21 protein-coding genes and 2 riboswitches are annotated in these 22,616 nt (G+C 71.5%); of the genes, 7 read left to right on the top strand and 14 right to left on the bottom strand.

Features of this window, described 5'->3' with window-relative positions; translation table 11 throughout:
* Nucleotides 1-155: 155 nt before the first annotated feature.
* From PV341_RS29350 to PV341_RS29320, 7 genes are all read right to left on the bottom strand, one after another.
* Nucleotides 156-1,325, bottom strand: a complete 1,170-nt coding sequence (locus PV341_RS29350; protein ID WP_500330441.1) for a cysteine desulfurase family protein — start codon at nucleotides 1,323-1,325, stop codon at nucleotides 156-158.
* Nucleotides 1,326-1,407: 82 nt separating this feature from the next.
* Nucleotides 1,408-2,073 (bottom strand): trimeric intracellular cation channel family protein, encoded by a 666-nt coding sequence (locus PV341_RS29345; RefSeq protein WP_500330440.1) that lies wholly within the window; start codon nucleotides 2,071-2,073, stop codon nucleotides 1,408-1,410.
* A gap of 25 nt (nucleotides 2,074-2,098) precedes the next feature.
* Entirely contained in the window at nucleotides 2,099-3,154 is a 1,056-nt protein-coding gene (locus PV341_RS29340; RefSeq protein WP_500330439.1) for an ABC transporter ATP-binding protein, read from the bottom strand.
* A gap of 11 nt (nucleotides 3,155-3,165) precedes the next feature.
* Nucleotides 3,166-4,281 carry an ABC transporter ATP-binding protein gene (locus tag PV341_RS29335; RefSeq protein WP_500359400.1) on the bottom strand — a complete coding sequence of 372 codons (1,116 nt, stop codon included), beginning with the start codon at nucleotides 4,279-4,281 and terminating at the stop codon, nucleotides 3,166-3,168.
* The gene (locus PV341_RS29330; protein ID WP_500330435.1) at nucleotides 4,278-5,276 is read right to left on the bottom strand and encodes an ABC transporter permease; all 999 of its coding nucleotides are present in this window, start codon (nucleotides 5,274-5,276) and stop codon (nucleotides 4,278-4,280) included. Before PV341_RS29330 ends, PV341_RS29335 begins: the two co-directional genes overlap by 4 nt.
* 105 nt (nucleotides 5,277-5,381) lie before the next feature.
* Nucleotides 5,382-7,160: an ABC transporter substrate-binding protein gene (locus tag PV341_RS29325; RefSeq protein WP_500330433.1), complete on the bottom strand. Its 1,779-nt coding sequence runs from the start codon at nucleotides 7,158-7,160 to the stop codon at nucleotides 5,382-5,384.
* A gap of 104 nt (nucleotides 7,161-7,264) precedes the next feature.
* Nucleotides 7,265-8,257 (bottom strand): ABC transporter permease, encoded by a 993-nt coding sequence (locus PV341_RS29320; RefSeq protein ID WP_499514131.1) that lies wholly within the window; start codon nucleotides 8,255-8,257, stop codon nucleotides 7,265-7,267.
* Nucleotides 8,258-8,580: 323 nt separating this feature from the next.
* Here PV341_RS29320 and PV341_RS29315 point away from each other — a divergent pair, with 323 nt between their 5' ends.
* Nucleotides 8,581-10,092 carry a DUF885 family protein gene (locus PV341_RS29315; protein WP_500330431.1) on the top strand — a complete coding sequence of 504 codons (1,512 nt, stop codon included), beginning with the start codon at nucleotides 8,581-8,583 and terminating at the stop codon, nucleotides 10,090-10,092.
* A 112-nt stretch (nucleotides 10,093-10,204) separates the two neighbouring features.
* Here the strand turns inward: PV341_RS29315 and PV341_RS29310 are convergent, their stop codons facing one another.
* Complete coding sequence (locus PV341_RS29310; RefSeq protein WP_500330429.1) at nucleotides 10,205-10,990, bottom strand: enhanced serine sensitivity protein SseB C-terminal domain-containing protein; 786 nt, start codon at nucleotides 10,988-10,990, stop codon at nucleotides 10,205-10,207.
* A 77-nt stretch (nucleotides 10,991-11,067) separates the two neighbouring features.
* The gene (locus tag PV341_RS29305; protein WP_500330428.1) at nucleotides 11,068-11,850 is read right to left on the bottom strand and encodes an enhanced serine sensitivity protein SseB; all 783 of its coding nucleotides are present in this window, start codon (nucleotides 11,848-11,850) and stop codon (nucleotides 11,068-11,070) included.
* 183 nt (nucleotides 11,851-12,033) lie between these two features.
* Between PV341_RS29305 and PV341_RS29300 the strand changes: the two genes are divergently transcribed.
* Nucleotides 12,034-12,843 (top strand): hypothetical protein, encoded by an 810-nt coding sequence (locus PV341_RS29300; RefSeq protein ID WP_500359399.1) that lies wholly within the window; start codon nucleotides 12,034-12,036, stop codon nucleotides 12,841-12,843.
* 34 nt (nucleotides 12,844-12,877) lie between these two features.
* On the opposite strand, the gene PV341_RS29295 is transcribed toward PV341_RS29300, so the two are convergent.
* The gene (locus PV341_RS29295; RefSeq protein ID WP_500330424.1) at nucleotides 12,878-13,555 is read right to left on the bottom strand and encodes an AAA family ATPase; all 678 of its coding nucleotides are present in this window, start codon (nucleotides 13,553-13,555) and stop codon (nucleotides 12,878-12,880) included.
* Between the two features lie 172 nt (nucleotides 13,556-13,727).
* Nucleotides 13,728-13,829: riboswitch (glycine riboswitch) on the top strand.
* 1 nt (nucleotide 13,830) lies between these two features.
* A riboswitch (glycine riboswitch) is annotated at nucleotides 13,831-13,957 on the top strand.
* 51 nt (nucleotides 13,958-14,008) lie between these two features.
* Between PV341_RS29295 and gcvT the strand changes: the two genes are divergently transcribed.
* The 4 genes from gcvT (at nucleotide 14,009) to PV341_RS29275 (ending at nucleotide 18,461) form a co-directional block, all read left to right on the top strand.
* Nucleotides 14,009-15,121, top strand: a complete 1,113-nt coding sequence (gene gcvT / locus PV341_RS29290) for a glycine cleavage system aminomethyltransferase GcvT (protein WP_500330422.1) — start codon at nucleotides 14,009-14,011, stop codon at nucleotides 15,119-15,121.
* An 85-nt stretch (nucleotides 15,122-15,206) separates the two neighbouring features.
* A complete protein-coding gene (gene gcvH, locus PV341_RS29285; protein WP_499514124.1) occupies nucleotides 15,207-15,587 on the top strand; it encodes a glycine cleavage system protein GcvH in 381 nt (126 codons plus the stop codon).
* A 64-nt stretch (nucleotides 15,588-15,651) separates the two neighbouring features.
* Nucleotides 15,652-16,923 (top strand): serine hydroxymethyltransferase, encoded by a 1,272-nt coding sequence (gene glyA / locus PV341_RS29280; protein WP_500359398.1) that lies wholly within the window; start codon nucleotides 15,652-15,654, stop codon nucleotides 16,921-16,923.
* 155 nt (nucleotides 16,924-17,078) lie between these two features.
* Nucleotides 17,079-18,461: an L-serine ammonia-lyase gene (locus PV341_RS29275; protein WP_500330419.1), complete on the top strand. Its 1,383-nt coding sequence runs from the start codon at nucleotides 17,079-17,081 to the stop codon at nucleotides 18,459-18,461.
* 57 nt (nucleotides 18,462-18,518) lie between these two features.
* On the opposite strand, the gene PV341_RS29270 is transcribed toward PV341_RS29275, so the two are convergent.
* Together PV341_RS29270 and PV341_RS29265 are read right to left on the bottom strand one after the other, a co-directional pair.
* A complete protein-coding gene (locus PV341_RS29270) occupies nucleotides 18,519-19,304 on the bottom strand; it encodes a hypothetical protein (RefSeq protein ID WP_500359397.1) in 786 nt (261 codons plus the stop codon).
* An 85-nt stretch (nucleotides 19,305-19,389) separates the two neighbouring features.
* A complete protein-coding gene (locus PV341_RS29265; RefSeq protein ID WP_500330415.1) occupies nucleotides 19,390-20,478 on the bottom strand; it encodes a YhgE/Pip domain-containing protein in 1,089 nt (362 codons plus the stop codon).
* Between the two features lie 69 nt (nucleotides 20,479-20,547).
* On the opposite strand from PV341_RS29265, the gene PV341_RS29260 reads away from it, so the two are divergent.
* The gene (locus tag PV341_RS29260) at nucleotides 20,548-21,000 is read left to right on the top strand and encodes a MarR family winged helix-turn-helix transcriptional regulator (RefSeq protein WP_500330413.1); all 453 of its coding nucleotides are present in this window, start codon (nucleotides 20,548-20,550) and stop codon (nucleotides 20,998-21,000) included.
* Nucleotides 21,001-21,061: 61 nt separating this feature from the next.
* Here the strand turns inward: PV341_RS29260 and PV341_RS29255 are convergent, their stop codons facing one another.
* Both PV341_RS29255 and PV341_RS29250 read right to left on the bottom strand, forming a co-directional pair.
* A complete protein-coding gene (locus PV341_RS29255; RefSeq protein WP_500330411.1) occupies nucleotides 21,062-21,760 on the bottom strand; it encodes an anti-sigma factor family protein in 699 nt (232 codons plus the stop codon).
* Nucleotides 21,757-22,314, bottom strand: a complete 558-nt coding sequence (locus PV341_RS29250; RefSeq protein ID WP_500330409.1) for a sigma-70 family RNA polymerase sigma factor — start codon at nucleotides 22,312-22,314, stop codon at nucleotides 21,757-21,759. The genes PV341_RS29255 and PV341_RS29250 overlap by 4 nt, the downstream gene beginning before the upstream one ends.
* Nucleotides 22,315-22,616: the final 302 nt, after the last annotated feature.

Raw genomic sequence — 22,616 nt, 5'->3', positions numbered from 1 at the left:
CTTCTTTTGCTCTTCTTGTTTTTTTTTTCAATTTTACCGCTACCACTGTTCTTCACACAGGTATTGTCGTCGGCTGAGTAAGATGGGTATAAGGGCACGGGCACGCAGCCGCCGACGGACCGGCGCACCGCACCTCGGATGGCCCGCCGCGGGCGCTACATCAGGCCCGCGCTGCGGGCGCGGGCCACGGCGGGGGCGATCGCCTCGCCGAGGACCGCGACGTCCTCCGCGGTCGAGGTGTGCCCGAGGGAGAAGCGCAGGGAGCCCCGCGCGAGGTCGGGGTCGGCGCCCATGGCGAGGAGGACGTGGCTGGGCTGGGGGACGCCGGCGGTGCACGCGGACCCGGTGGAGCACTCGATGCCCTGGGCGTCGAGCAGCATCAGCAGGGAGTCCCCCTCGCACCCGGGGAAGGAGAAGTGGGCGCTGGCGGGGAGGCGGCCGCCGGGGGCGGGGTCACCGTTGAGGATGGCCTCGGGGACGGCTTCGCGGACCCGGGCGACCAGGTCGTCGCGCAGGGCGCCGATCTCCCGGGCGAAGTCCTCGCGCCGCTGCGCGGCGAGCGTGCCGGCAACGGCGAACGCGGCGACCGCGGGGACGTCGAGCGTGCCGGAGCGTACGCCGCGCTCCTGGCCGCCGCCGTGGAGGAGGGGGACCGGGCCGATCTCGCGCCGGAGCACCAGTGCCCCGACGCCGTACGGCCCGCCGACCTTGTGCCCGGTGACGGTCATCGCGTCGAGCCCGGAAGCCGCGAAGTCGACCTCGACCTGCCCGAGGGCCTGGACGGCGTCGGAGTGCAGCGGCACCTCGAACTCCCGGGCCACCGCGCTGAGTTCCGCCACCGGGAAGATCGTGCCGACCTCGTTGTTGGCCCACATCACCGTGGCGAGGGCCACATCACCCGGGTCGCGGGCGATGGCCTCGCGCAGGGCCTCGGGGTGGACGCGGCCGTAGGCGTCGACCGGAAGCCACTCGACCCGGGCGCCCTCGTGCGTGGCGAGCCAGTCGACGGCGTCGAGAACGGCGTGGTGCTCGACGGGGCTGGCGAGGACCCGGGTGCGCCGGGGGTCGGCGTCGCGGCGGGCCCAGTACAGACCCTTGACCGCCAGGTTGTCGGCCTCGGTGCCGCCCGCGGTGAAGACGATCTCGCTGGGGCGGGCGCCGAGCGCGGCGGCCAGGGACTCCCGGGACTCCTCCACCGTGCGCCTGGCCCGGCGGCCGGCCGCGTGGAGGGAGGATGCGTTGCCCGTGACGGCGAGGTGCGCGGTCATCGCCTCGACGGCCTCGGGCAACATCGGGGTCGTGGCGGCGTGGTCGAGGTAGGCCATGATGAGCGTGATTCTACGGGCGCCGCGGCCCCCTCCCGGACCGAGGCCCGTCCCGGGGCCCACCGCGCCGGGTGGTGCCCCGCTACAGGTGGAGCTCCTCCGCCGCGGTGGTGCGCCGGTGCCAGGCACGGGGGGCGCGCCAGTGGAAGCGCATGGCCAGCAGCCTGAGGACGAAGGCGCTGATGACGGCGAGCACCCCGGTGCCGGGGGTCAGGGCCTCGAATTTGATGAGCACGACCACGACGGTGGCCCCCACGATGGCCGGCACCGCGTACAGGTCGCGGTCCCAGCGCAGCAGGGAGGGGACCTCGTTGCCGAGCAGGTCGCGCAGGACGCCGCCGCCGACGGCGGTGGCGAGCCCGAGGGTGGCGGAGGCGGTGAGGTTGAGGCCGTAGTCATAGGCCTTGGTGGTGCCGGCGACGCAGAAGAGGCCGAGGCCGGCGGCGTCGAAGATGTTGATGGTGGTGTTGATCCGCTCGACCTGGGGGTGCAGGAAGAACACCACCGTGGTGGCGATCAGCGGGGTCAGGAAGTAGCCGAGGTCGGTGAAGGCGGCCGGCGGGACCGCCCCGATGATCAGGTCCCTGATCAGCCCTCCGCCCAGCGCGGTGACCTCTGCGAGGACCGCCATGCCGAAGACGTCGTAGTTCTTGCGTACGGCGAGCAGCGCGCCGGAGATCGCGAAGACGAAGATTCCGACGAGATCGAGCACGTGCTGGACGGAGTGGCTGAACAGTTCGGTTTGCACCGGCCCCATTGTGCCGGGTGGGTGGCTAGGCCTTTTCGGCCGTCTTCCCGGCCGCGCCGCTGCCGGAGTCGCCGGTGTTCTCCGGGTGGTGGCAGGCCACCTGGTGCCCGGTGGCCAGGGTGGCCAGCGGGGGCTCCGTGGTCTTGCAGACCTCGGTCGCCTTCCAGCAGCGGGTGTGGAAGCGGCAGCCGGGCGGCGGGGCGATCGGCGACGGGACGTCGCCGGTCAGCAGGATCCGCTCGCGCTTGGCGCGCCGCTTCGGGTCCGGCACCGGCACCGCGGAGAGCAGCGCGTTGGTGTACGGGTGCATCGGCTTGGTGTACAGGTCCTCGCGGTCGGCGACCTCGACGATCTTGCCGAGGTACATGACCGCGATGCGGTCCGACACGTGCCGGATGACCGACAGGTCGTGCGCGATGATCACGTAGGTCAGGCCGAGCTCGCTCTGCAGGTCGTCCAGGAGGTTGACCACCTGGGCCTGGATGGAGACGTCGAGCGCCGACACCGGCTCGTCCGCGACCACGAGCTTGGGCTTGAGCGCCAGCGCGCGGGCGATGCCGATGCGCTGCCGCTGACCGCCGGAGAACTCGTGCGGGTAGCGGTTGTAGTGCTCGGGGTTGAGGCCGACCAGTTCCAGGAGGTTCTGCACCTCCTTCTTCACCCCGTTCTCCGTCTGCACCTTCTGCAGCCGGAACGGCGCGCCGACGATGGTGCCGACGGTGTGCCGCGGGTTGAGGGAGGAGTACGGGTCCTGGAAGATCATCTGCACGTCGCGGCGGAGCGGGCGCATGCCCGCGGTGCCCAGGTGCGTGATGTCCCGGCCCTCGAACTCGATCTTCCCACCGGTCGGTTCGAGCAGCCGGGTGATCAGCCGGCCCATGGTGGACTTGCCGCAGCCGGACTCGCCGACCACGCCGAGGGTCTCCCCGGGGTTGACGTGGAAGTCGATGCCGTCGACGGCCTTGACCGCGCCGACCTGGCGCCGCAGCAGACCCTTGGTGATCGGGAAGTGCTTGACCAGGCCGCTCACCTTGAGCAGCGCATCCGACCCGTCGGCGGTCGACTGCTGGGGGATCGTCATCTCCTGGCCTTTCACAGCTTCGGCGCAATCTCTTCGGTCCAGATGCGCTCCCGGTCCGCCGCGCCCAGGTGGCACGCGGCGTGGTGCCGGCTGCCGACCTCGCGCAGTTCCGGAACGACGGTGGTGCTGGCGCCGCCGGTGAGCTCCGCGTACGGGCAGCGCGGGTGGAAGGCGCAGCCGGACGGAATGTTGATGAGGCTCGGCGGCGAGCCCTTGACCGGGTTGAGCCGTTCGGTGCGCTCACGGTCCAGGCGGGGCATCGAGCCGAGCAGGCCCCAGGTGTAGGGGTGTTGCGGCTCGTAGAAGACCTTGTCGGCCGGTCCGCGCTCCACGCAGCGTCCGCCGTACATCACCAGGATGTCGTCCGCGAGCTCGGCGACGACGCCGAGGTCGTGGGTGATGATGATGACCGCGGAGCCGAACTCCTTCTGCAGGTCCCGGATGAGGTCCAGGATCTGCGCCTGCACGGTCACGTCGAGCGCGGTGGTCGGCTCGTCCGCGATGAGCAGGTCGGGGTTGTTGGACAGCGCCATGGCGATCATCGCGCGCTGCCGCATGCCCCCGGAGAACTGGTGCGGGTAGTCGTCGACGCGCTTGTCGGGCTGCGGGATGCCGACGCGGTCGAGCATCTCGATCGCGCGCTTGCGGGCCACGGCCTTGGACACGTCGTGGTGCACCCGGTACGCCTCGACGATCTGCGCGCCGACGGTGAAGTAGGGGTGCATCGCGGACAGCGGGTCCTGGAAGATCATCGCGGCGTCCTTGCCGCGCAACCGACGGACCTCGTCCGGGTCGGCCGAGAGCAGTTCCTTGCCGTCGAGCCAGATCTCGCCGGACATCCGGGCCCTGCTGCGGCCGTACTGGCCGGCCCGGTGCAGACCCATGATCGCCAGGGACGTCACCGACTTGCCGGAGCCGGACTCGCCGACGATGCCGAGGGTCTTGCCCTTCTCCAGCTGGAAGGAGAGGCCGTCGACGGACTTCACCAGACCGTCGTCGGTCGGGAAGTGCACCTTGAGGTCGCGGACCTCCAGGAACGCCGTGGGCTGCCCCGCCTTCCCGGCCACCGGCTCGTTCGGCGCGGCATCCGCCCCGGTGCCGGACTTCTGGATGGGGAGGTCGGTCATGACAGCCTCACGCGCGGGTCGACGACGGCGTACAGCAGGTCTACGAGGAGGTTGGCCACCACCACGGCGACGGCCGCGATCAGCGTGACGCCGAGGATCAGCGGGAAGTCCTTGTCCGAGATCGCCTTCACCGCCGCCTGGCCGATGCCGGGCAGGCTGAACGTCGTCTCGGTGAGGATCGCGCCGCCGACGAGGGCGCCGAGGTCCATGCCGAGGATGGTGAGCACCGGGGTCATCGTCGAGCGCATGGCGTGCTTGCCGATGACGACCGGCTCGCGCAGGCCCTTGGCACGCGCGGTGCGGATGTAGTCCTCGCCCATGATCTCGAGCATGGTGGCCCGGGTCATCCGGGCGTACATGGCGGCGTAGAGGAACGCGAGCGTGATCCAGGGCAGGAGCATGCCGCCGAACCAGCCGGATGGTGAATCACCGAACGGCACGTACTGGCCGTCGATCCATCCGAGCCCGTAGACGACCACCGCGAGGGCGATCATGCCGGTGAAGTAGATGGGGAGCGAGACGCCGGCCAGCGCCACCGTCATCAGGGAGCGGTCCAGTACGGAGCCGCGCTTGAGGGCGGAGACGACACCGGTGCCAACGCCGACGATCACCCAGATGACGCAGGCGCCGGCGGCCAGCTGCAGGGTCACCGGGAGACGGTCCGTCAGGACCGGCCAGATCGCCTGCTCGTTGCGGAAGGAGTAGCCGAAGCAAGGAGCGGGGCAGTGCGTGACGTCCGCGCCGTTGGCGTAGTCACGCCCGGCGAACAGCCCCCACAGGAACTTGCCGAACTGCACGAGGATGGGATCGTCGAGGCCCATCTTCTTCCGAATGCCCTCGAGGGAGGCCGGATCCGCCTGCTTCCCGATGAAGTAGGTGGCGGGGTCGACTCCGACCCATTTGGGGATCAGGAAGAAGATCCCGAAGGTCACCAACGTGATGACCAGCAACATGACGACGACAGCGAACAGTCGCCGGATGATGTATGCAAGCACTGTGCTCGGCCCGGCGGCGGCCCGGGGGTTCCCCGGGCCGCCGCACGCGGCCATCACCTGCCCTTCGTGCCTAGCGGGTGTGGCACTCGATCGATTCGAGGGTTGTTACTGCACGCCCAGCGACGCGTAGTCGTAGCGGCCGTTGTACGCGTCGGCCGTGTAGACGTTGGTCAGGCGGGAGCTGCGCCAGATGATGTTCTTCTCGAAGGTGAAGGGCAGGTAGTACGCGCCCTCGGAGACCTTCTGGTTGATCTGCTTGTACAGATCGGCCGCGGCGTTCGGGTCGGTCTGCTGCAGCGCCTGGTCGAACAGGCCGTCGATCGACTTGTCCTTGATCTCGGCGAAGTTGTTGTTGCCGCTCTCCAGGATGAACCGGCTGTCGACCAGCGGCTGGAGGAAGCCCTGGCCCGACGGGAAGTCGGCGCCCCAGCCCATGATGATGATGCCGTAGTTCTTCGACTTGACCGTCTTCGGGGCACCGATGATGCCGGAGGTCTGCGCACCGTCGAACTCGTCGAGCTCGGTGGTGATGCCGACCTTCTTCAGCGACTCCTGCAGCGACTCGGCCGTGGCGATCTCGATCGGCTTGTTGTTGCGGACCGCGATCGTGGTCTTGAAGCCGTTGGGCTGGCCGCAGGCCTTGAGCTCCTTCTTGGCCTCTTCGACGTTGCCCGAGGTGTCCTTCAGGACGTTGTACGGGTCGTAGTTGGCGTCGGCGCCCTTGATGCCCAGCGGGAGCATGTTGGGGGCGATGGCGCCACCGGCCTGCGGGCCGCCACGGGCGGTCTGCAGCGACTTGTGGTCGGCCGCGAGGATGACCGCCTTGCGGCAGTGGATGTTGTCCATCGGCTTGACCGTGGTCGGGAAGACCGCGTAACGGATGAAGCCGGTGTCCGGGTTGTCGGCGTTGCCCTTGTTCTTGCCGAGCACCTCGGCGCGCGCGGCCTGGCCGACGCCGGTGGCGTTGAGGTCCAGGTCGTAGTCGCCGTTGATCAGGCGCTTGTCCATGTCGTCGGCGTTGGTGGTCAGGGTGACCGTGATCTTGTCCGGCAGCGCCTTGCGGAGGTCGTCGGTGGACGCGCTCCAGTTGGTGTTGCGGACCAGGACCATCGACTTGTTCGGCGTGTACGACTCGAACTTGTACGGGCCGCTGGAGAACGGCTTGAGGCCGTACTTCGCGCCGGTGTCCTTGGCCGCGGGGACCGGGGAGCCGGACGGCATCGCGAGCATCTGCTCGAAGTCGCTGTTCGGCGTCGCCAGGTGGAAGGTGATGGTCTTGTCGTCCGGCGTCTCGATGGCCTTCAGACCGAGCTTGTCGGGCGAGGTGTCCTTGTACGGGCCCTTGTACTCACCCTTGGGGTCGAGCACCTGCTGCAGGTAGATCGGGCCGCCGGAGATGACGTCCTGCGCCCAGATGCGCTCGATGCCGTACTTGACGTCCTTGGAGGTCAGCGGGGAGCCGTCCTCCCACTTCAGGCCGTCCTTCAGGGTGTACGTGTAGGTCTTGCCGCCGTCGCTGACCTTCGCGAGGCCGGTCGCGAGGTCCGGCTTCAGCGTGGTGCTGCCCAGACCCGGCTCCGGGGTGAAGGAGACCAGCTGACGGGTGTAGTACCGGGCGAAGTCCCACATGAAGCCGTAGTAGCCACGCTGCGGGTCCCAGGAGTCGGCGTCCTGCGTGCCGATGAACTTGAGCGTGCCGCCCTTCTTGTCGGACGCGTTCGCCACCTTGTTGACAGCGGCGTTGAATCCGGGGGCCTTGGCGTTGCCGTCGGACTTGCCGCCACCGCCGCCTCCGCCGCCGCAAGCGGCGGTGGACAGCAGTGCGGCGACCACGACGGCCGTCCCTGCGGCCAGCCTGCGCCTCGATGAGCGTGGGGATGTCACTTTTTCGTAACCTCCGTGATTCGCGGTCCGCGACTTTCGGCGGACCTGCGGTCCTTCTCGGTGAGAAGCCACCTGACGGGAATGGCAGGGGCGGTGTGCGAGGGCTAGCGGGAGCCCTTCGGGTCCAGCGCATCCCGTACGCCGTCACCGAAGAGGTTGAAGGCGAGCACGGTGATGAAGATCGCCAGGCCCGGGATCAGCATGAAGATCGGGTCCGTCTCGTAGAAGGACAGCGCCTTGAACAGCATCTGTCCCCACGACGAGGTGGGCGGCTTCACGCCGACCCCGAGGAAGCTCAGGGCGGCCTCGGTGAGGATGTTCGTCGGGATCATCAGCGTCGCGTAGACGGTGATCGGGGCGACGAGGTTGGGCAGCAGTTCCCGGAAGAGGATGTAGCCGCGGCCGGCACCGAGGCTGCGGGCCGCGTCGACGTACTCGCGTTCCCTCAGGCTCAGGGTCTGGCCGCGGACGATGCGCCCGACGTACGGCCAGCCGAAGAACCCGATGACGACGACCAGGACGCCCATGCGCACGCCGGTGCCGCTGAAGCCCAGCAGCGAGTTCGGCATGACCGAGACCAGGGACATGATGAAGAGCAGCTGGGGGAAGGCCAGGAGGACGTCCATCACGCGGCCGATGGCGGCGTCGACCCAGCCGCCGAAGTAACCGGCCATGATGCCGAAGAAGGTGCCGAGGACCACCGCGACGACCGCCGACAGGAAGGCCACCAGCAGGGAGATCCGCGTCCCGTAGACGATGCGGCTGAAGACGTCGCGGCCGTTGACCGGCTCCACACCGAAGAGGTAATCCCCGCTGATGCCGCCCCACTTGCCGGTGGGGGTGCCGAAGAGCGGGTCGATCTTGTTCTCGTGGAAGTCGTTCGGCGGATGACCGAGGGCGCTGACGATGAGGGGGGCGAAGATCGCGACCAGGATGAGGAAGACGACGATCACGCCGCCTGCCAGCGCCACTTTGTCGCGCTTGAGGCGCATCCAGGCGATACGCCCGGGCGAACGCCCCTCGATGGCCTTCGCGGGTATGTCGGCGGCGACGTCGGCGACGGCCGTCTCGGCGGTGTCGTGCAGCGGTGCTGTCATGTCTCCTCGTGCATCCCCCTGCCGGCGGTGGCCGGCTTCGCCTGGCCGTCCGCCCGGGTCGACGGAGCGGACCGACCATGTCGGGCGCAGCTCTTGATGGTGGTGCGGTGGCGCTGGGCTGTGTGTTTGGCTTGTGATGAATCGTTAAGGCGACGTGTGAGCGGCCTTGGTGCGCGAGTCTTCATGGGGCGTGGATCACGCGCCAGACCCCACAGGGAAGCGATGCGCAACCGTGATGTGGTGAGCCTTCGTCCGTTATTACCGCAGTGTTACGCGCGTTGACAGATCGCCGCGATGCAAGAGGAGTCGCTACCTTCGATGCCATGAATGATCGGCTTCGCTCGGTGTGCGACCTGATGGTCCCCGTGGTCAGGGAGATGGCGGGACTCCACGAGTACGACGGCCAGGTGCAGGACCTGTCACCCGACGGCGTCCGCCGCGGACTGTCCTCGCTCGCCCACGCCCGGCTGCGCGAACCGGCCCTTCCCGACCCCCACGACGAGCGGCACCTGTCGGTCTTCGAGGACACCCTCAAGGTCCAGTACGGCGAGCTGGAACTGCACCGGCGTGACCCATATCCGCATTTGTCCAACCTCGAACTCACCGCATACGACCGCGAGTACGCGCCCCGCGAGGAGCTGGCCCAGGCCCGCAGCCGCCACCTCCAGCAGTGGCCGGACGCCGTCGACGCCGCCATCGCATCGCTCGACCGGGTGAGCGCGCCGGTCGCCGGGGCACTCCTCGGGGCGGTCCGCGGCCTGGCCGCCGACCTCGATCCGGACCGGGAGCCGGAGGCCGGTCCCGCGCTCGCCGCGCACGCCCGGCTGGTCGACCACATCGCCCGCGCCGCGGAGACCGGCGACCCCGACCCACGGCTCGGCGGGGAGGCGCTGACGCTCCTGATGGGCAGTCAGGAGGGCCTGCGGGTCGACCTGTCGGCACTCGCCGACGAGGCCGAGCGCGAGCGGGACCGGCTCACCGGGCTCCTCACGGAGTCCTGCGGACGACTGGACCCCAAGGCCACCGTGGACGAGCTCATCCCCCGGCTGCTCGCCGACCATCCGGACGCGGACGGGGTCATCCCCGAGGCCGCCCGGCTCACGGACGAGGTCATCGAGTTCACCCGGCAGCGGGGGCTCGTGCCCTGGCTCGACGGCGACTGCCTCGTCGGGCCGGCGCCGCCGTCGCGCCGCTGGTCCATGGCGATGATGACCTGGGCCGCCCCGGAGGAGCCCGATTCCGCCTCCTGGTACCACGTCACCCCGCCGGAGCCGGACTGGCCGGAGGAGGAACGCGAGGAGTGGCTCTCGGTCTTCAGCCGTACGAGCCTGCCGGCGATCACCGTCCACGAGGTGGCGCCCGGCCATTTCGCCCACGGCAGGGCATTGCGGCACGCACCCACGCAGGTACGGCGGGTCCTGCACTCGCTGTCCTTCTGCGAGGGCTGGGCGCACTACGTCGAGGAGGTCTGCCTCGAGGAGGGTTTCCGGGCCCGCGACCCCCGCTTCGCGATCGGCGTCGCCCTGGAGGCGCTCGTACGCGTCACCCGGCTCGCGTGCGCGATCGGGCTGCACACGGGGGCGATGACGCTGGAGGACGCCACGCAGCGCTTCATGCGGGACGCCCACCTCGCCCGGGCCGGCGCGGCCTCCGAGGCACGGCGCGGCACCTTCGACGCGGCGTACGGCCGTTACACCTGGGGCAAGTTGGAGATCATGCGGCTGCGCGAGCGGGCCAGGCGCGCCTGGGGGCCCGAGTTCTCGCTGCAGCGGTTCCACGGGGCGCTGCTGGAGCTGGGGAGCCCGCCGCTGGGGCTCATCGACGCGGTCCTGTGAGGGGTGGCCTGCGGCGCGCCGTGCGGGGCGGGTCGTGGTGGGCTGTCTCCCGCCCGCCCGTGCGGCGCCGTCGGCGGACCGACGCACCGGACGGCGGAAACCGCCGGAGGCGTCAGTAGGGCTGGGGGGCCCAGCCGTACGTCGTACCGGGGACACCGGGCGCACCCGGTGCGCCGTGGGCGTCGCGGGAGTAGAAGGGCTGCGCGGAGGCCCGCATCCACATGCCCACCGGGTCGTACTCGTCCGTGAGCGCGACCGTGGCGACCGGCAGCCCCTGCGGCACCGCCCCGAGGGCGGACTGCATCATCAGGCGCACCGTTTCCGCGGCCTGGGGCCCGGCGTCGTAGAGGTCGACGCCGATCGCGAGGTACGGCTCGCCCAGCGCGGGCTGGACCCATGCGCGCCGCAGCGAGCGGACGGCCGGGGTGCGATGGGCCTGCTGGGACAACAGGGCGTAGTACTGGGGGATCTGGAGCGCCGGTTCGCCGATCCGCAGCGGTCCGGCCGGGGAGCGGTCGAGCCCGAGGCAGACGCGCCGCAGGTCGAGCCAGGGGATGCCGACGCCGCCGCCGGGGGTGTGCGGGTTGAGCCACAGGCCCCACCGGTCGGGGAAGAGCGAGGCCGCGATCTCCCGACCGGAGACCACCTCGTGGGCCCGGTTCCAGCCGCAGGCGGAGAACTCCTGCGGTGAGGTCACGCAGGGCGCGTAGCCGTGGCCGGCGACCTCCATGTTGCCGTACTGCGCGTCCGCCCCGCCGGGGGTGCCCTGCCAGAGCAGCATCCACACCTGGCTGTCGGCGAGGGTCCGCAGCACTTCCTCGTAGGCGTCGTACCTACCGGGCGTCACCTGCCGGAGCGCATGCTCCAGGCCCCCGCCCCCTCCCACGCCGGCGCTCACGTGTCCCGCCCTTCCGCGTCTGCCTCGTCCGCGTCGTCTGCTTCGCCGAATGCCTCGGGTGTCGTGTCGGACCCAGGTTATGCGCCCGTGCCGACATAGAAGGGTCGCACGCGCTCCAGCATCCAGTCGCCGATGGGGTCCTGTGCGACGTCCAGCAGCACGAGGTTGACCTGCCAGGGCAGCGGTACGGCGCCGAGCGCGCGTCCGAGGGCGGCCATGGCGGCGGCCCGGTCCTCCTCCTGCCAGCGGTCGAGCTCGACGCCGACGAAGAGCGTGGCGGGATCGCCCTCGACGCTGGCCAGCGCGCGGCGGGCGGAGAGCACGACGGGGAGCACGGCGAACTCGCCCGCGGCGGCGGCCAGGAAGTCGACCGGCTCCTCGTCCGGCGAGGGTTCCCACAGCCGGACCCGGGCCCCGGTCGGGGTGCCGGGCTCGCGGTCGGTGCGGCACAGCTCCATCACGGCGGCGGGCGGCAGCGGGATGCCCACCGCGCCACCGGGGTTCACGGCGATCCCGAGCTGCGGGGGCAGCCCGCGGGCGAACTCGCGGGCGGGGGCGACGGCGAAGCTCATGCCGGAACCGGCGGCGAGGAACTGCTGTTCGGAGCTGAAGACCGGCACGTAGACGCCGCCTTCGAGTTCGAGGGTCGGCAGGTCGAGGTCGGTGCTGTCGGGGCCGCCGCCGTTCGGCAGCGGGATCCACAACTGCGAGCGCCCGAGTACCTCCAGGACGCGGGCCGTGGCACCCGGGTCGCCGAGTGCCGCGGAGAGCACTTCCTCGAGTTCGTTGGCGGGCCAGCCGCCCCCACCGTGGCCCGCCGGGGCGAAGCCGTCCGGTATCCGCTGCCCCGGGATGTTCACTGCGTCTCGCCTCGCAATTTCCTGTGGTGGTGCGCTCCGTGGAAACCCTATCCGGCGACGGGCGCGCGCGACCCCCGCATCCCGCGGTCGTCACACGATGCGATCGTCCGGTTGCGAAGCGTCACTACGGCTCCGAAGGTAGGACGAGCAAGGAGAAAACCCTCAACCGGGAGATATCTCGACATGCGCATCACCAGGATCAACTCCACCCTCATAGCGGCGGCTGTCTGCGCCTCGCTGACGATGGGCCTCACCGGCGGTGTCGCGAGTGCCCACGCCCCCACCCGGAGCACGGCCGTCGAGGTCGAGCACCTCGCCGCCCGCGCGGCGCAGACGGGCAACGCCGAACTCATCGCCAAGCTGGGTGACACGCTGTCCATCGGTGCCAAGCTCACCCAGGAAGCCCAGGTCGAAGCCCCTGACTCGGCGAAACTGGAGGAACTCCGCAGGGGTCTGGAAGAGGCGAGCCAGCAGCTGGCCTCGGTTCTCGACCAGGCTGGTGCGGTATCTCCCGGTGTCACCGACCCGTCGGCCTACGATCCGGGCGCGCCACAACCGGGCCCGGAGCCGGCCGATCCCGGCCAGCCGGGTGACCTGAGCGCCGTCGACCAGATCGGCGGGCCGGGCGACCAGGGCGCCGCGGACGCCGTCACCGACGTCAAGAACGCGCTCACCAAGCTGGTCCAGGACGTCACGGACCTGCTGGCCAAGGTGCTGGCCAAGGACCTCGCGGGTGTGACGGCCGGTGTCGCCACCGTCGTCGCCGACCTGCAGGCCCTGCTGCTGGCGGTGCCGAAGCTGCTCACCGGCGCACTGCCGCTGCCGATCCCGCTGCCGCTCCCCCTGAACGACCAGGGGCAGCAGCTCTCGCCCGACGGGCAGCTCTCGCCCGACGGGCAGCTCTCGCCCGACGGGCAGCTCTCGCCCGACGGGCAGCTCTCGCCCGACGGGCAGCTCTCACCGGAGGGCGCGGCGGAACCGCAGGTTCCGTAGCGGTACCGTCCCTCACGCGTCGCGGCCCGGCCGCTCAGCCGTCGAAGTCGATGGCCTCGAGCTCCCGGGCCGCTTCGCGGTCCAGCAGGACCACCGAGGCGCACGCCGCGGGCAGCCGGCCGGCCTCCGCCTCCGCCAGCAGGCGGCGGGAGGCGTTGCGGTGCCGGACCATGGCGTACGTCGACACCCCCCGGCCGCGTTCGCGCTGGCCGTCCAGCGCGGTCCGCAAGGGGACGTCCAGCAGCACCAGGTGCATGCCCCGCCCGCGGCGCCGGGCCTGACGGGCGACCCAGGCGCGCACCCAGCGCAGGGTGCCGCAGTCGTGCAGGACGACGCTGTCGCCGGAGCGCAGCGCCCGCCACAACCCCGCGTAGTGCGCGATCCGCACCAGGGGGCGGTAGAGGGCGTACGGCAGCTGCCGCGGCAGCCGGGCCTGCCAGCGTTCCCGTACGTCCTGAGAGTCGATCAGGCGGGCACCGCCCGTCGCGCGCCGCATGAGGGTGCTCTTCCCGCCGCCCGGGAGGCCGGAGACGACCAGCACGTCGCCCGCCGGGTAGCGCAGGGTGCGCACGGGCCGGCGCCCCCGCCGCAGGTCGAGGAGCCGGCGCGGCCGCACGGCCCGGCCCCCGCGGCGCGCTCCCCCGGCCCGCGCCGGTACCGGCCGGGACACGGCCGGGCCTCCGGCCGTCGCATACGCACTCTGCCACCGCACAGCTCGCCTCCGGGTCCGACGTTCAAGAAATGGTAAATCCTGTGTCTTTGCCTACCCAGAGGAACGGCGGGGTTACTACCGGATCGGAACCGGACCGGGACATCCGGGACGCGATCGCGACAACGGCGGGAGCCCGTGCAATGATGGCGGCCTCAATCTCATACCGGCCGTTCGAGGCCGCGCGGGAGAGTTTCCGCACCGCTACGGCGGGGTGGGGCGCCGAAGGAGCAAGTCCTCCCTTGAATCTCTCAGGCACAGATACCGCGCGTCCGAGGCACATCTGAAAAGCGGACGAGTCCGCCCCGGCCGACGGGGCGCCGTCCCACCCAAGGTGCAAACCGGGACTCCTCCGCTCGGAGGGTCCAGGTGAACCTCTCAGGTTCCGATGACAGATGGGGAGGGCCTGCCCGTCATGGCCCTATCCGTCGTTTCCTTGCCTTGGGAGCCCGCCCGATGAGTGAACCCCGCCGTACCGCACTGGACGCGCTGCACCGCGCCCTCGGCGCCACCATGACCGACTTCGCGGGCTGGGACATGCCGCTGCGGTACGCCAGCGAGCGCGACGAGCACACCGCCGTGCGGACCCGGGCCGGTCTCTTCGACCTGTCCCACATGGGCGAGATCACGGTCACCGGTCCGGCCGCGGGCGAGGCCCTGGACCACGCGCTGGTCGGCCACATCTCGGCGCTGGCCGTGGGCCGTGCGCGCTACACGATGATCTGTGCGCCGGACGGCGGCATCCTCGACGACCTGATCGTCTACCGCCTCGGCGACCAGGAGTACATGGTCGTCGCCAACGCCTCCAACGCCCAGGTCGTCCTGGACGCGGTGACCGAGCGCGCGGCGGGCTTCGACGCCGCCGTCCGCGACGACCGGGACGCGTACGCGCTGATCGCCGTCCAGGGCCCGGAGTCCCCCGGGATCCTCAAGTCGGTCACCGACGCCGACCTGGACGGGCTGAAGTACTACGCGGGCCTGCCCGGCACCGTCGCCGGCGTCCCCGCGCTGATCGCCCGCACGGGCTACACCGGCGAGGACGGTTTCGAGCTGTTCGTCGCCCCGGCCGACGCGGAGAAGCTCTGGCAGGCGCTGACCGAGGCGGGCGCGGACGCCGGCCTGGTGCCGTGCGGCCTGTCCTGCCGCGACACGCTGCGCCTGGAGGCGGGCATGCCGCTGTACGGGCACGAGCTGACCACCGCGCTCACCCCCTTCGACGCCGGGCTCGGCCGGGTCGTGAAGTTCGACAAGCCGGGTGACTTCGTGGGCCGGCAGGCCCTGACCGCCGCCGCCGCGAAGGCCGAGGCCGCGCCGCCGCGCAAGCTGGTCGGCCTGGTCGCGCAGGGCCGCCGGGTCCCCCGCGCGGGCTACCCGGTGGTGGCGGGCGGCGAGGTGGTCGGCGAGGTCACCTCCGGCGCCCCGTCCCCGACCCTGGGCAAGCCGATCGCCATGGCCTACGTGGACGCCGCGCACGCCACCCCGGGCGCCTCCGGCGTGGGCGTGGACATCCGCGGTACGCATGAGCCGTTCGAGGTGGTCGCCCTGCCGTTCTACAAGCGGCAGCGCTGAGGCACCGGTCACATCCGGCACAGCCGTCCCACCTGTCAAGACAGCCGTTCACCAGCACATACCGTCATCCAGGAGAATTCACGCCATGAGCAACCCTCAGCAGCTGCGGTACAGCAAGGAGCACGAGTGGGTCTCGGCCGCCGACGCGGACGGTGTGTCCTCGGTGGGCATCACCGAGCACGCGGCGAACGCCCTCGGCGATGTCGTCTACGTCCAGCTCCCGGCGGTCGGCGACACGGTCGCCGCGGGCGAGACCTGCGGTGAGCTGGAGTCCACCAAGTCGGTCAGCGACCTGTACGCCCCGGTCTCCGGCGAGGTCACCGAGGTCAACGAGGACGTCGTCAACGACCCCTCGCTGGTGAACTCGGCGGCCTTCGAGGGCGGCTGGCTGTTCAAGGTGAAGATCTCCGAGGAGCCGGCCGACCTGCTCTCCGCGGACGAGTACACCGCCTTCACCGGCAACTGACCGCTCGGGACCTCCCGACCGCTGCGCCCTGTCCACTCCGACCTCCGGACGGATGACCCCCCTGATGTCGCTTCTCAACCGCTCACTGCACGAGCTCGACCCCGACGTCGCCGCCGCCGTCGACGCCGAACTGCACCGCCAGCAGTCCACCCTTGAGATGATCGCCTCGGAGAACTTCGCTCCGGTCGCGGTGCTCCAGGCCCAGGGCTCGGTGCTGACCAACAAGTACGCCGAGGGGTACCCCGGCCGTCGCTACTACGGCGGCTGCGAGCACGTCGACGTCGTCGAGCAGCTCGCGATCGACCGGATCAAGGCGCTGTTCGGCGCCGAGCACGCCAACGTCCAGCCGCACTCGGGCGCGCAGGCCAACGCGGCCGCGATGTTCGCGCTGCTGAACCCCGGCGACACGATCCTGGGTCTGAACCTCGCCCACGGCGGGCACCTGACCCACGGCATGAAGATCAACTTCTCCGGCAAGCTGTACGACGTGGTCGCCTACCACGTGGACGCCGAGACCGGTCAGGTCGACATGGCCGAGGTCGAGCGCCTCGCCAAGGAGTCCCGGCCGAAGCTGATCATCGCCGGCTGGTCGGCGTACCCGCGGCAGCTGGACTTCGCGGCCTTCCGGCGGATCGCCGACGAGGTCGGCGCGTACCTGATGGTCGACATGGCGCACTTCGCCGGCCTGGTGGCGGCGGGGCTGCACCCCTCCCCCGTGCCGTACGCGGACGTCGTCACCACGACCACGCACAAGACGCTGGGCGGCCCGCGCGGCGGCGTCATCCTGTCCAAGGCCGAGCTCGCCAAGAAGATCAACTCCGCGGTCTTCCCCGGCCAGCAGGGCGGCCCGCTGGAGCACGTCATCGCGGCGAAGGCGGTCGCCTTCAAGGTCGCGGCGACCGAGGAGTTCAAGGACCGCCAGGTCCGCACCCTGGAGGGCGCGAAGATCCTCGCCGAGCGGCTGACGCAGCCCGACGTCACCGGGGCGGGCGTCTCGGTGCTGTCCGGCGGCACCGACGTGCACCTGGTCCTGGTCGACCTGCGCCACAGCGAGCTCGACGGACAGCAGGCCGAGGACCGGCTGCACGAGATCGGCATCACGGTCAACCGCAACGCCGTCCCGGACGACCCGCGTCCGCCGATGGTCACTTCGGGTCTGCGCATCGGCACCCCGGCGCTGGCCACCCGCGGCTTCGACGCGGAGGACTTCCGCGAGGTCGCCGACGTCATCGCCGAGGCCCTCAAGCCGGGCTTCGACGCGGGGACCGCCGAGGCGCTCGGCGCCCGGGTCACCGCCCTGGCCGAGAAGCACCCGCTGTACCCCGGCCTGAAGTAGCGAGCGTCACCCGGTGTGCGGGGCCGGCCACGAGGGCGGTCCCGCACACTGGAACAGGTGCGGCGCACCCACGCCGCAACACGTACCACCCCGGCGGTGATCCCGCCGGCCGCCCGCGGACAACGGGGTCCGCGAACCCGAGGAGTCATCGCACCGTGGCCATCTCCGTCTTCGACCTCTTCTCGATCGGCATAGGCCCGTCCAGCTCCCACACCGTGGGCCCGATGCGCGCCGCGCGGATGTTCGCCCAGCGGCTGAAGAACGACGACCTGCTGGCGGGCGTGGCCTCCGTGCGCGCCGAACTGTTCGGCTCGCTCGGCGCGACCGGCCACGGCCACGGCACCCCCAAGGCGGTGCTGCTGGGCCTGGAGGGCCACTCCCCCCGCACCGTCGACGTCGAGACCGCCGACGAGCGGGTCGAGCACATCCGCGGCAGCGGCCGCATCAGCCTGCTCGGCGTCCACGAGATCCCGTTCTCCGTCTCGGACGACCTGATCCTGCACCGACGCCGCTCGCTGCCCTACCACGCCAACGGCATGACGCTCTTCGCGTACGACGAGGGCGGTGCGCCCGTGCTGGAGAAGACCTACTACTCGGTGGGCGGCGGCTTCGTCGTCGACGAGGACGCGGTCGGCGAGGACCGGATCAAGCTCGACGACACCGTGCTGAAGTACCCGTTCCGCACGGGGGACGAACTGCTCCGGCTCACCCGGGAGACCGGTCTTTCCATCTCCGGCCTGATGCTGGAGAACGAGAAGGCCTGGCGCACCGAGGCCGAGATCCGCGCGGGCCTGCTGGAGATCTGGCAGGTCATGCAGGACTGCGTGAAGGCCGGCATGACCCGCGAGGGCATCCTCCCCGGTGGCCTCAAGGTCCGCCGCCGCGCCTCCGCGACCGCCCGCCAGCTGCGCGCCGAGGGCAGCACGGTGGCGCACGCCATGGAGTGGGTCACCCTCTACGCCATGGCCGTCAACGAGGAGAACGCCGCGGGCGGCCGCGTCGTCACCGCCCCCACCAACGGCGCCGCCGGCATCATCCCGGCCGTGCTCCACTACTACGTGAACTTCGTGGCCGGGCAGTCGACGGAGGCGGAGAAGGAGGACGGCGTCGTCCGCTTCCTGCTCGCTGCGGGCGCGATCGGCATGCTCTTCAAGGAGAACGCCTCCATCTCCGGCGCCGAGGTCGGCTGCCAGGGCGAGGTCGGCTCCGCCTGCTCCATGGCCGCGGGCGGCCTCGCCGAGGTCCTCGGCGGCGGCCCGGAGAAGGTCGAGAACGCCGCCGAGATCGGCATGGAGCACAACCTCGGGCTCACCTGCGACCCCGTCGGCGGGCTCGTCCAGATCCCCTGCATCGAGCGCAACGGCATGGCCGCGGTCAAGGCCGTCACCGCCGCGCGCATGGCGATGCGCGGGGACGGGCGGCACCACGTCTCCCTCGACAAGGTCATCAAGACCATGAAGGAGACCGGGGCCGACATGAAGGTCAAGTACAAGGAGACCGCCCGCGGCGGCCTCGCGGTCAACGTCATCGAGTGCTGACGCCGCCCCGGAACCCGGCCCGCCCGGACCGCGGGAGCGTCGTCCCCGTGGGCGACGTCAGCGGTACGTGAGCACCGCCCACACGCCGGTCGCGGCGACCGCGAGGACGTAGAGGGCGACGGCGGCGCGGAGGATGCGCGTCTTCGCCGGGGCGGCCAGCCGGGTGCGGGACAGCAGCCGGGCGAGGGCGGGGAGGACGAGGACGGCGTGGAGGCTGACGCCGTGGAGGGGCTTGAGGGGGGCCGTGGAGGCGTAGGCGGCGCTCTGGTGGCCGGTGCGGGTGAGGTGGACGCCGCGGGCGATCATGGCGGCGCCGGAGAGCAGGGCGACGAGCAGGATCGCGAATCCGGAGCGCAGGGCGAGGGGCATGCCGTCGGGGCCGGTGGGGCGGCGCCGGAAGGACGCGACGGCGAAGGCCGACAGGACGGCGACGAGCACGGCGCCGCCGGCCGCGAGCGTCATGGAGACGGCGGTGTCGAAGACGGTCTCCATGTCGAGGTGCGAGGGTACGTGCCGCCACGCCTGCAAGGTGATGCCGCCGACCTCGAGCACGCAGTCGGCGGCGAACACGGCGAGCAGGACGGTGCGCAGGCGCGCTCCGACGTCCAGGTACGAGGTGACCCAGGCGACCGCGACGAGGGTCAGGCCGAAGGAGAGCCCGAAGGTCACGGGCTTGCGCCAGGACACCGGCCCGTCCCACGGGCCGCCGTCCACCGCGAGGACGCCGAGGTGGAACAGGCCCGACAGGATCAGCAGCGCTCCGGTCGCGTGGCACAGGCGGTCGGCCGCGCCGGGGCCGTCCTGCGTCCGTCCCGGCGCGGCGGGGGTGGTGGTCGTCGCCATGGGCCCAGCCTGCCGGGGCCGGCGCGGCCGGTCGTCCTCCCGGGGAAGGCGGGCGGGGTACGACCCGGGGAGCAGCCGTCCGCGCTCAGCGGGTGGCCGCGTGCACGATCCCCGAGGTGGACGCGATGCGGTCGAGCAGGAACATGGTGCCCACGCTCGCCGCGATCCAGCAGCAGAGGATGACGATCCCGCGGGTCAGGCCGTCGTGGTGGAAGTAGGCGAGTCCGTCCATGGCACGGACGCCCACACCGGCCGGCATGACGGAGGCCAGTGGCTCCAGCCAGCGCGGCAGGAAGGACGGCGGGAGGACGCCGCCGCTGGTGGCGTTCCCGATGATGAGCATGAAGATGGAGCCCAGGAGCACCCCGGCCGGGCCGAAGACGCGGATGAGCGCGACGGTGGCGGCGGCGACCGCACCGGCCATGAGCGTGACGACGCCGAAGATCCCGAGGAAGGAACCGGGGATCGCGCCGAAGGCCGTACACGCGATCAGGGTGGTGGCCAGGCCGCCCAGGACGGCGAAGAGACCGATGCTCAGGACGCGCTGGTTGAAGGAGAGCCGTGGCGCGACCTGGTAGGTCAGCTGGCCGAACAGGAACCCTGCCAGGATCAGCCCGAAGGAGGCGTAGAAGACCGACAGCCCTCTGCTGTCACCGGACGACAGCGGCAGGATGTCGACCACGGGGATCTTGTGGCCCTCGCCGTGCGGAACGGATGCCAGGGGGGTGAGCAGGCCGGACACCGCGGGGCCGTTCGCGCCGGCGTAGACGACCTCTTGCTCGCCGTCCTCGGACAGGTAGGCCGCGTAGGCCTGCCGGTGCTCCACGGCGTGCCGGGCCGACGCCGCGTCGGGGTACCGGTCGACCTGGAAGGCCTCGGGCGCGATGCGCTGGAGGCGGACGTCGAACAGGGCCGCCGAGTGGTCCGAGGCGACGACGGCCACCGGCAGCCGGTGCGCCGTGGGCGTGTGGAAGGCGGCGAGGAAGACGCTCACGAAGGAGAGCCCGACGACGAGCACCGTGATCACCGGGGTGATCACGGCCTTCGGACCGGTCAGTCCCGCCCGGGCGGGCGGTGCGTCGGTCTGCGGTCCCGGGACGTGCCGGTGCCGGTGGCGTGATGGAGGCTGCTCCGCCGGCGGTTGAGCGTCGGTGATGAGCACGCTGTCGGCCACGGAGAAGCTCCTCCCGAACACATGTAAGCTGACTTATATAAGTTAACAGACAAAAGGAAGGCGCCCGGCATGCCCTTGCGCGACCCCGGCGAGCACATCGGCTATCTGATCTGGCAGCTCTCGCAGGCGTACGCGATCCGCATCGAGCAGGCACTGCGTCCGCTGCGACTGACCCAGGCGCAGTTCAGCGCCCTGATGCGCCTGAGCGTGAACGGGGCCATGTCGAGCGCCGAACTGGCGCGCCGGTGCGGGGTCACACCGCAGTCCATGGGCACCGCCGTACAAGGGCTGGCCGAGCGCGGACTGGTGATGCGGCGGGCACACCCGACGCACGGCCGGATCATCGAGATCAGCGTCACCCCCGAGGGCGAGGAGCTCGCGCTCCACGCCGAGCGGGCCATCGCCCCCGCGGAGGAGGAGGCCCTCTCCCCCTTCGCCCCGCACGAGCGCGAGCGGGTCCGGGCCGACCTGCAGCGGATGCTGGGGACCCTCAACCCGCACGCGCTGTCCGAGGGTGATTGAACGCTCACGTCGACTCCGGCGCCCGCATCGCAGGCCGCCTGACCCCCGGCTCCCGGGATGGTCAGGGCTTCGCCGACACGTAGGCCGTGCCGTCGGCGGTCTCCACGAGCACGGCGGCGACGTCGTCCGGGGCCACCGCCGCCGAGCCGTCCAGGCTGACGCCGTGGCCCTCCCCGGTCGGCGACACCACCCAGCTTCCGGCGATCTGCCGGGAGCCGTCCCGCGCCACCACGACCAGCAGGCAGTGCTCCCCCGCCGGGATGCCGCCGACGCGGGCGTGGAGCCGCACCCAGGCGGCGGCCGGGGTGAGCCGCACGGTCAACCGGGCGCCGGTGGACGGATCGGTGGCCGAGGCGGTGCGGGCGGCCCCCGGCGGCGTGGCCGCGGCCGGCGGCCGGACCGCCTGCCCGGCCCGGTGCTCCCCGATGAGCACACCGCCCTGGAGGAGACCGGCCGCCACCACCGCCGCCGCGACCCCGGCGGCCGCCCACCGGCGGCGCCGCGCGCCCGCGCGTTCGGCGCGCACCTGACGCAACGTCCGCTGCAGCAACAACTCCCCGTCCTCGGGCGGGCCGTCCAGGAAGGCCTCCGGCGGTACGCCGCCCAAGGCCTGTGCCAGGGAGCGCAGTTCCCCGAGTTCGGCGGCGCAGGGCCGGCAGGACACGACGTGCTCGTCCACGGCGCGGGCCTCCTCCTCGTTCAGCGCGCCCAGGACACGGGCGGTGAGCGCCTCCCCGTCGTGCCGCTCCCCCGTGCTCATGCCGCGACCTCCCCCATATAGACGGGCCCCTGCCGGCAGAAGTCGCGCAGCGCCTTGAGGGCGTAGTGCGACCGGGACTTCACCGTGCCCGGCGGGATGCCCAGGGACCTGGCCGCCTCGGCGACGCTCTGCCCACGGAAGTAGAGCGCGTACAGCACGTCGCGGTGGTCCGCGGAGAGCCGTTCCAGCGCCTCCATGACGACCACGGCGTCCACCACCGCCTCCGCGTGGTCGCGCTCCACCGGCCCGGTGGCCGTCGACTCGGCCACCTCGGTGGGGCGGGCGGCCCTGGCCCGGTGCCGGTCGGTGATGATGTTGCGCGCCACGGTGAGCAGCCATCCCCGCACCGAGCCCTTGCCGTTGAGCAGCGCGTCGGGATGGCGCCAGGCGCGGATCAGGGTCTCCTGGACGACGTCCTCGGCCGCGGCGCGGTCGCCGGTGAGGCGGGTCGCGTACGCGAGCAGGGCCCTGCCGTGTTCCTCGTAGAGCGCCCTGACGAGCGCCTCGTCGCTCGTGCTCCGGCTCTGCCGGGTACGGGGCCGCATTGCCGCCATCCGCTCACTCCGTCCGCCCACCGACCGTGCCGCGGTGCCTCGAGGCAGACACGGCCCCCGCCCGGGGCGGGTTCAGGTGAGCCGCCTCACACCGCGCGGCCCGGCATTGAACCGCCGTCCGGCGCGGGCCGTGTCTGGTCACACGCCCCCGCGTGCCCGGCCGGTCCACAGGAGGAGAGGAACGATGCGGTACAGCCCCGCGATGAGGACGGTCCGCCTGCTGGCGGCGGCCGCCCTGCTGTTCGCCGTCGCCCCGTCCCCCGGCACCGCCGCGGGCCGCTCCCCCGCCGCCCCCGTACGGC

The organism is Streptomyces sp. PA03-1a (assembly GCF_033792805.1).
Lineage (GTDB): Bacteria > Actinomycetota > Actinomycetes > Streptomycetales > Streptomycetaceae > Actinacidiphila.
Note: the sequence above shows the minus strand (reverse complement) of the source record. Positions and strands in the feature narration are given on the sequence as shown.

Coding starts and splice junctions, on each gene's coding strand:
- PV341_RS29350 (WP_500330441.1), bottom strand. CDS start 1,325: ATGGCCTACCTCGACCACGCCGCCACGACCCCGATGTTGCCCGAGGCC.
- PV341_RS29340 (WP_500330439.1), bottom strand. CDS start 3,154: ATGACGATCCCCCAGCAGTCGACCGCCGACGGGTCGGATGCGCTGCTC.
- PV341_RS29335 (WP_500359400.1), bottom strand. CDS start 4,281: ATGACCGACCTCCCCATCCAGAAGTCCGGCACCGGGGCGGATGCCGCG.
- PV341_RS29320 (WP_499514131.1), bottom strand. CDS start 8,257: ATGACAGCACCGCTGCACGACACCGCCGAGACGGCCGTCGCCGACGTC.
- PV341_RS29315 (WP_500330431.1), top strand. CDS start 8,581: ATGAATGATCGGCTTCGCTCGGTGTGCGACCTGATGGTCCCCGTGGTC.
- PV341_RS29300 (WP_500359399.1), top strand. CDS start 12,034: ATGCGCATCACCAGGATCAACTCCACCCTCATAGCGGCGGCTGTCTGC.
- gcvT (WP_500330422.1), top strand. CDS start 14,009: ATGAGTGAACCCCGCCGTACCGCACTGGACGCGCTGCACCGCGCCCTC.
- gcvH (WP_499514124.1), top strand. CDS start 15,207: ATGAGCAACCCTCAGCAGCTGCGGTACAGCAAGGAGCACGAGTGGGTC.
- glyA (WP_500359398.1), top strand. CDS start 15,652: ATGTCGCTTCTCAACCGCTCACTGCACGAGCTCGACCCCGACGTCGCC.
- PV341_RS29270 (WP_500359397.1), bottom strand. CDS start 19,304: ATGGCGACGACCACCACCCCCGCCGCGCCGGGACGGACGCAGGACGGC.
- PV341_RS29260 (WP_500330413.1), top strand. CDS start 20,548: ATGCCCTTGCGCGACCCCGGCGAGCACATCGGCTATCTGATCTGGCAG.
- PV341_RS29255 (WP_500330411.1), bottom strand. CDS start 21,760: ATGAGCACGGGGGAGCGGCACGACGGGGAGGCGCTCACCGCCCGTGTC.
- PV341_RS29250 (WP_500330409.1), bottom strand. CDS start 22,314: ATGGCGGCAATGCGGCCCCGTACCCGGCAGAGCCGGAGCACGAGCGAC.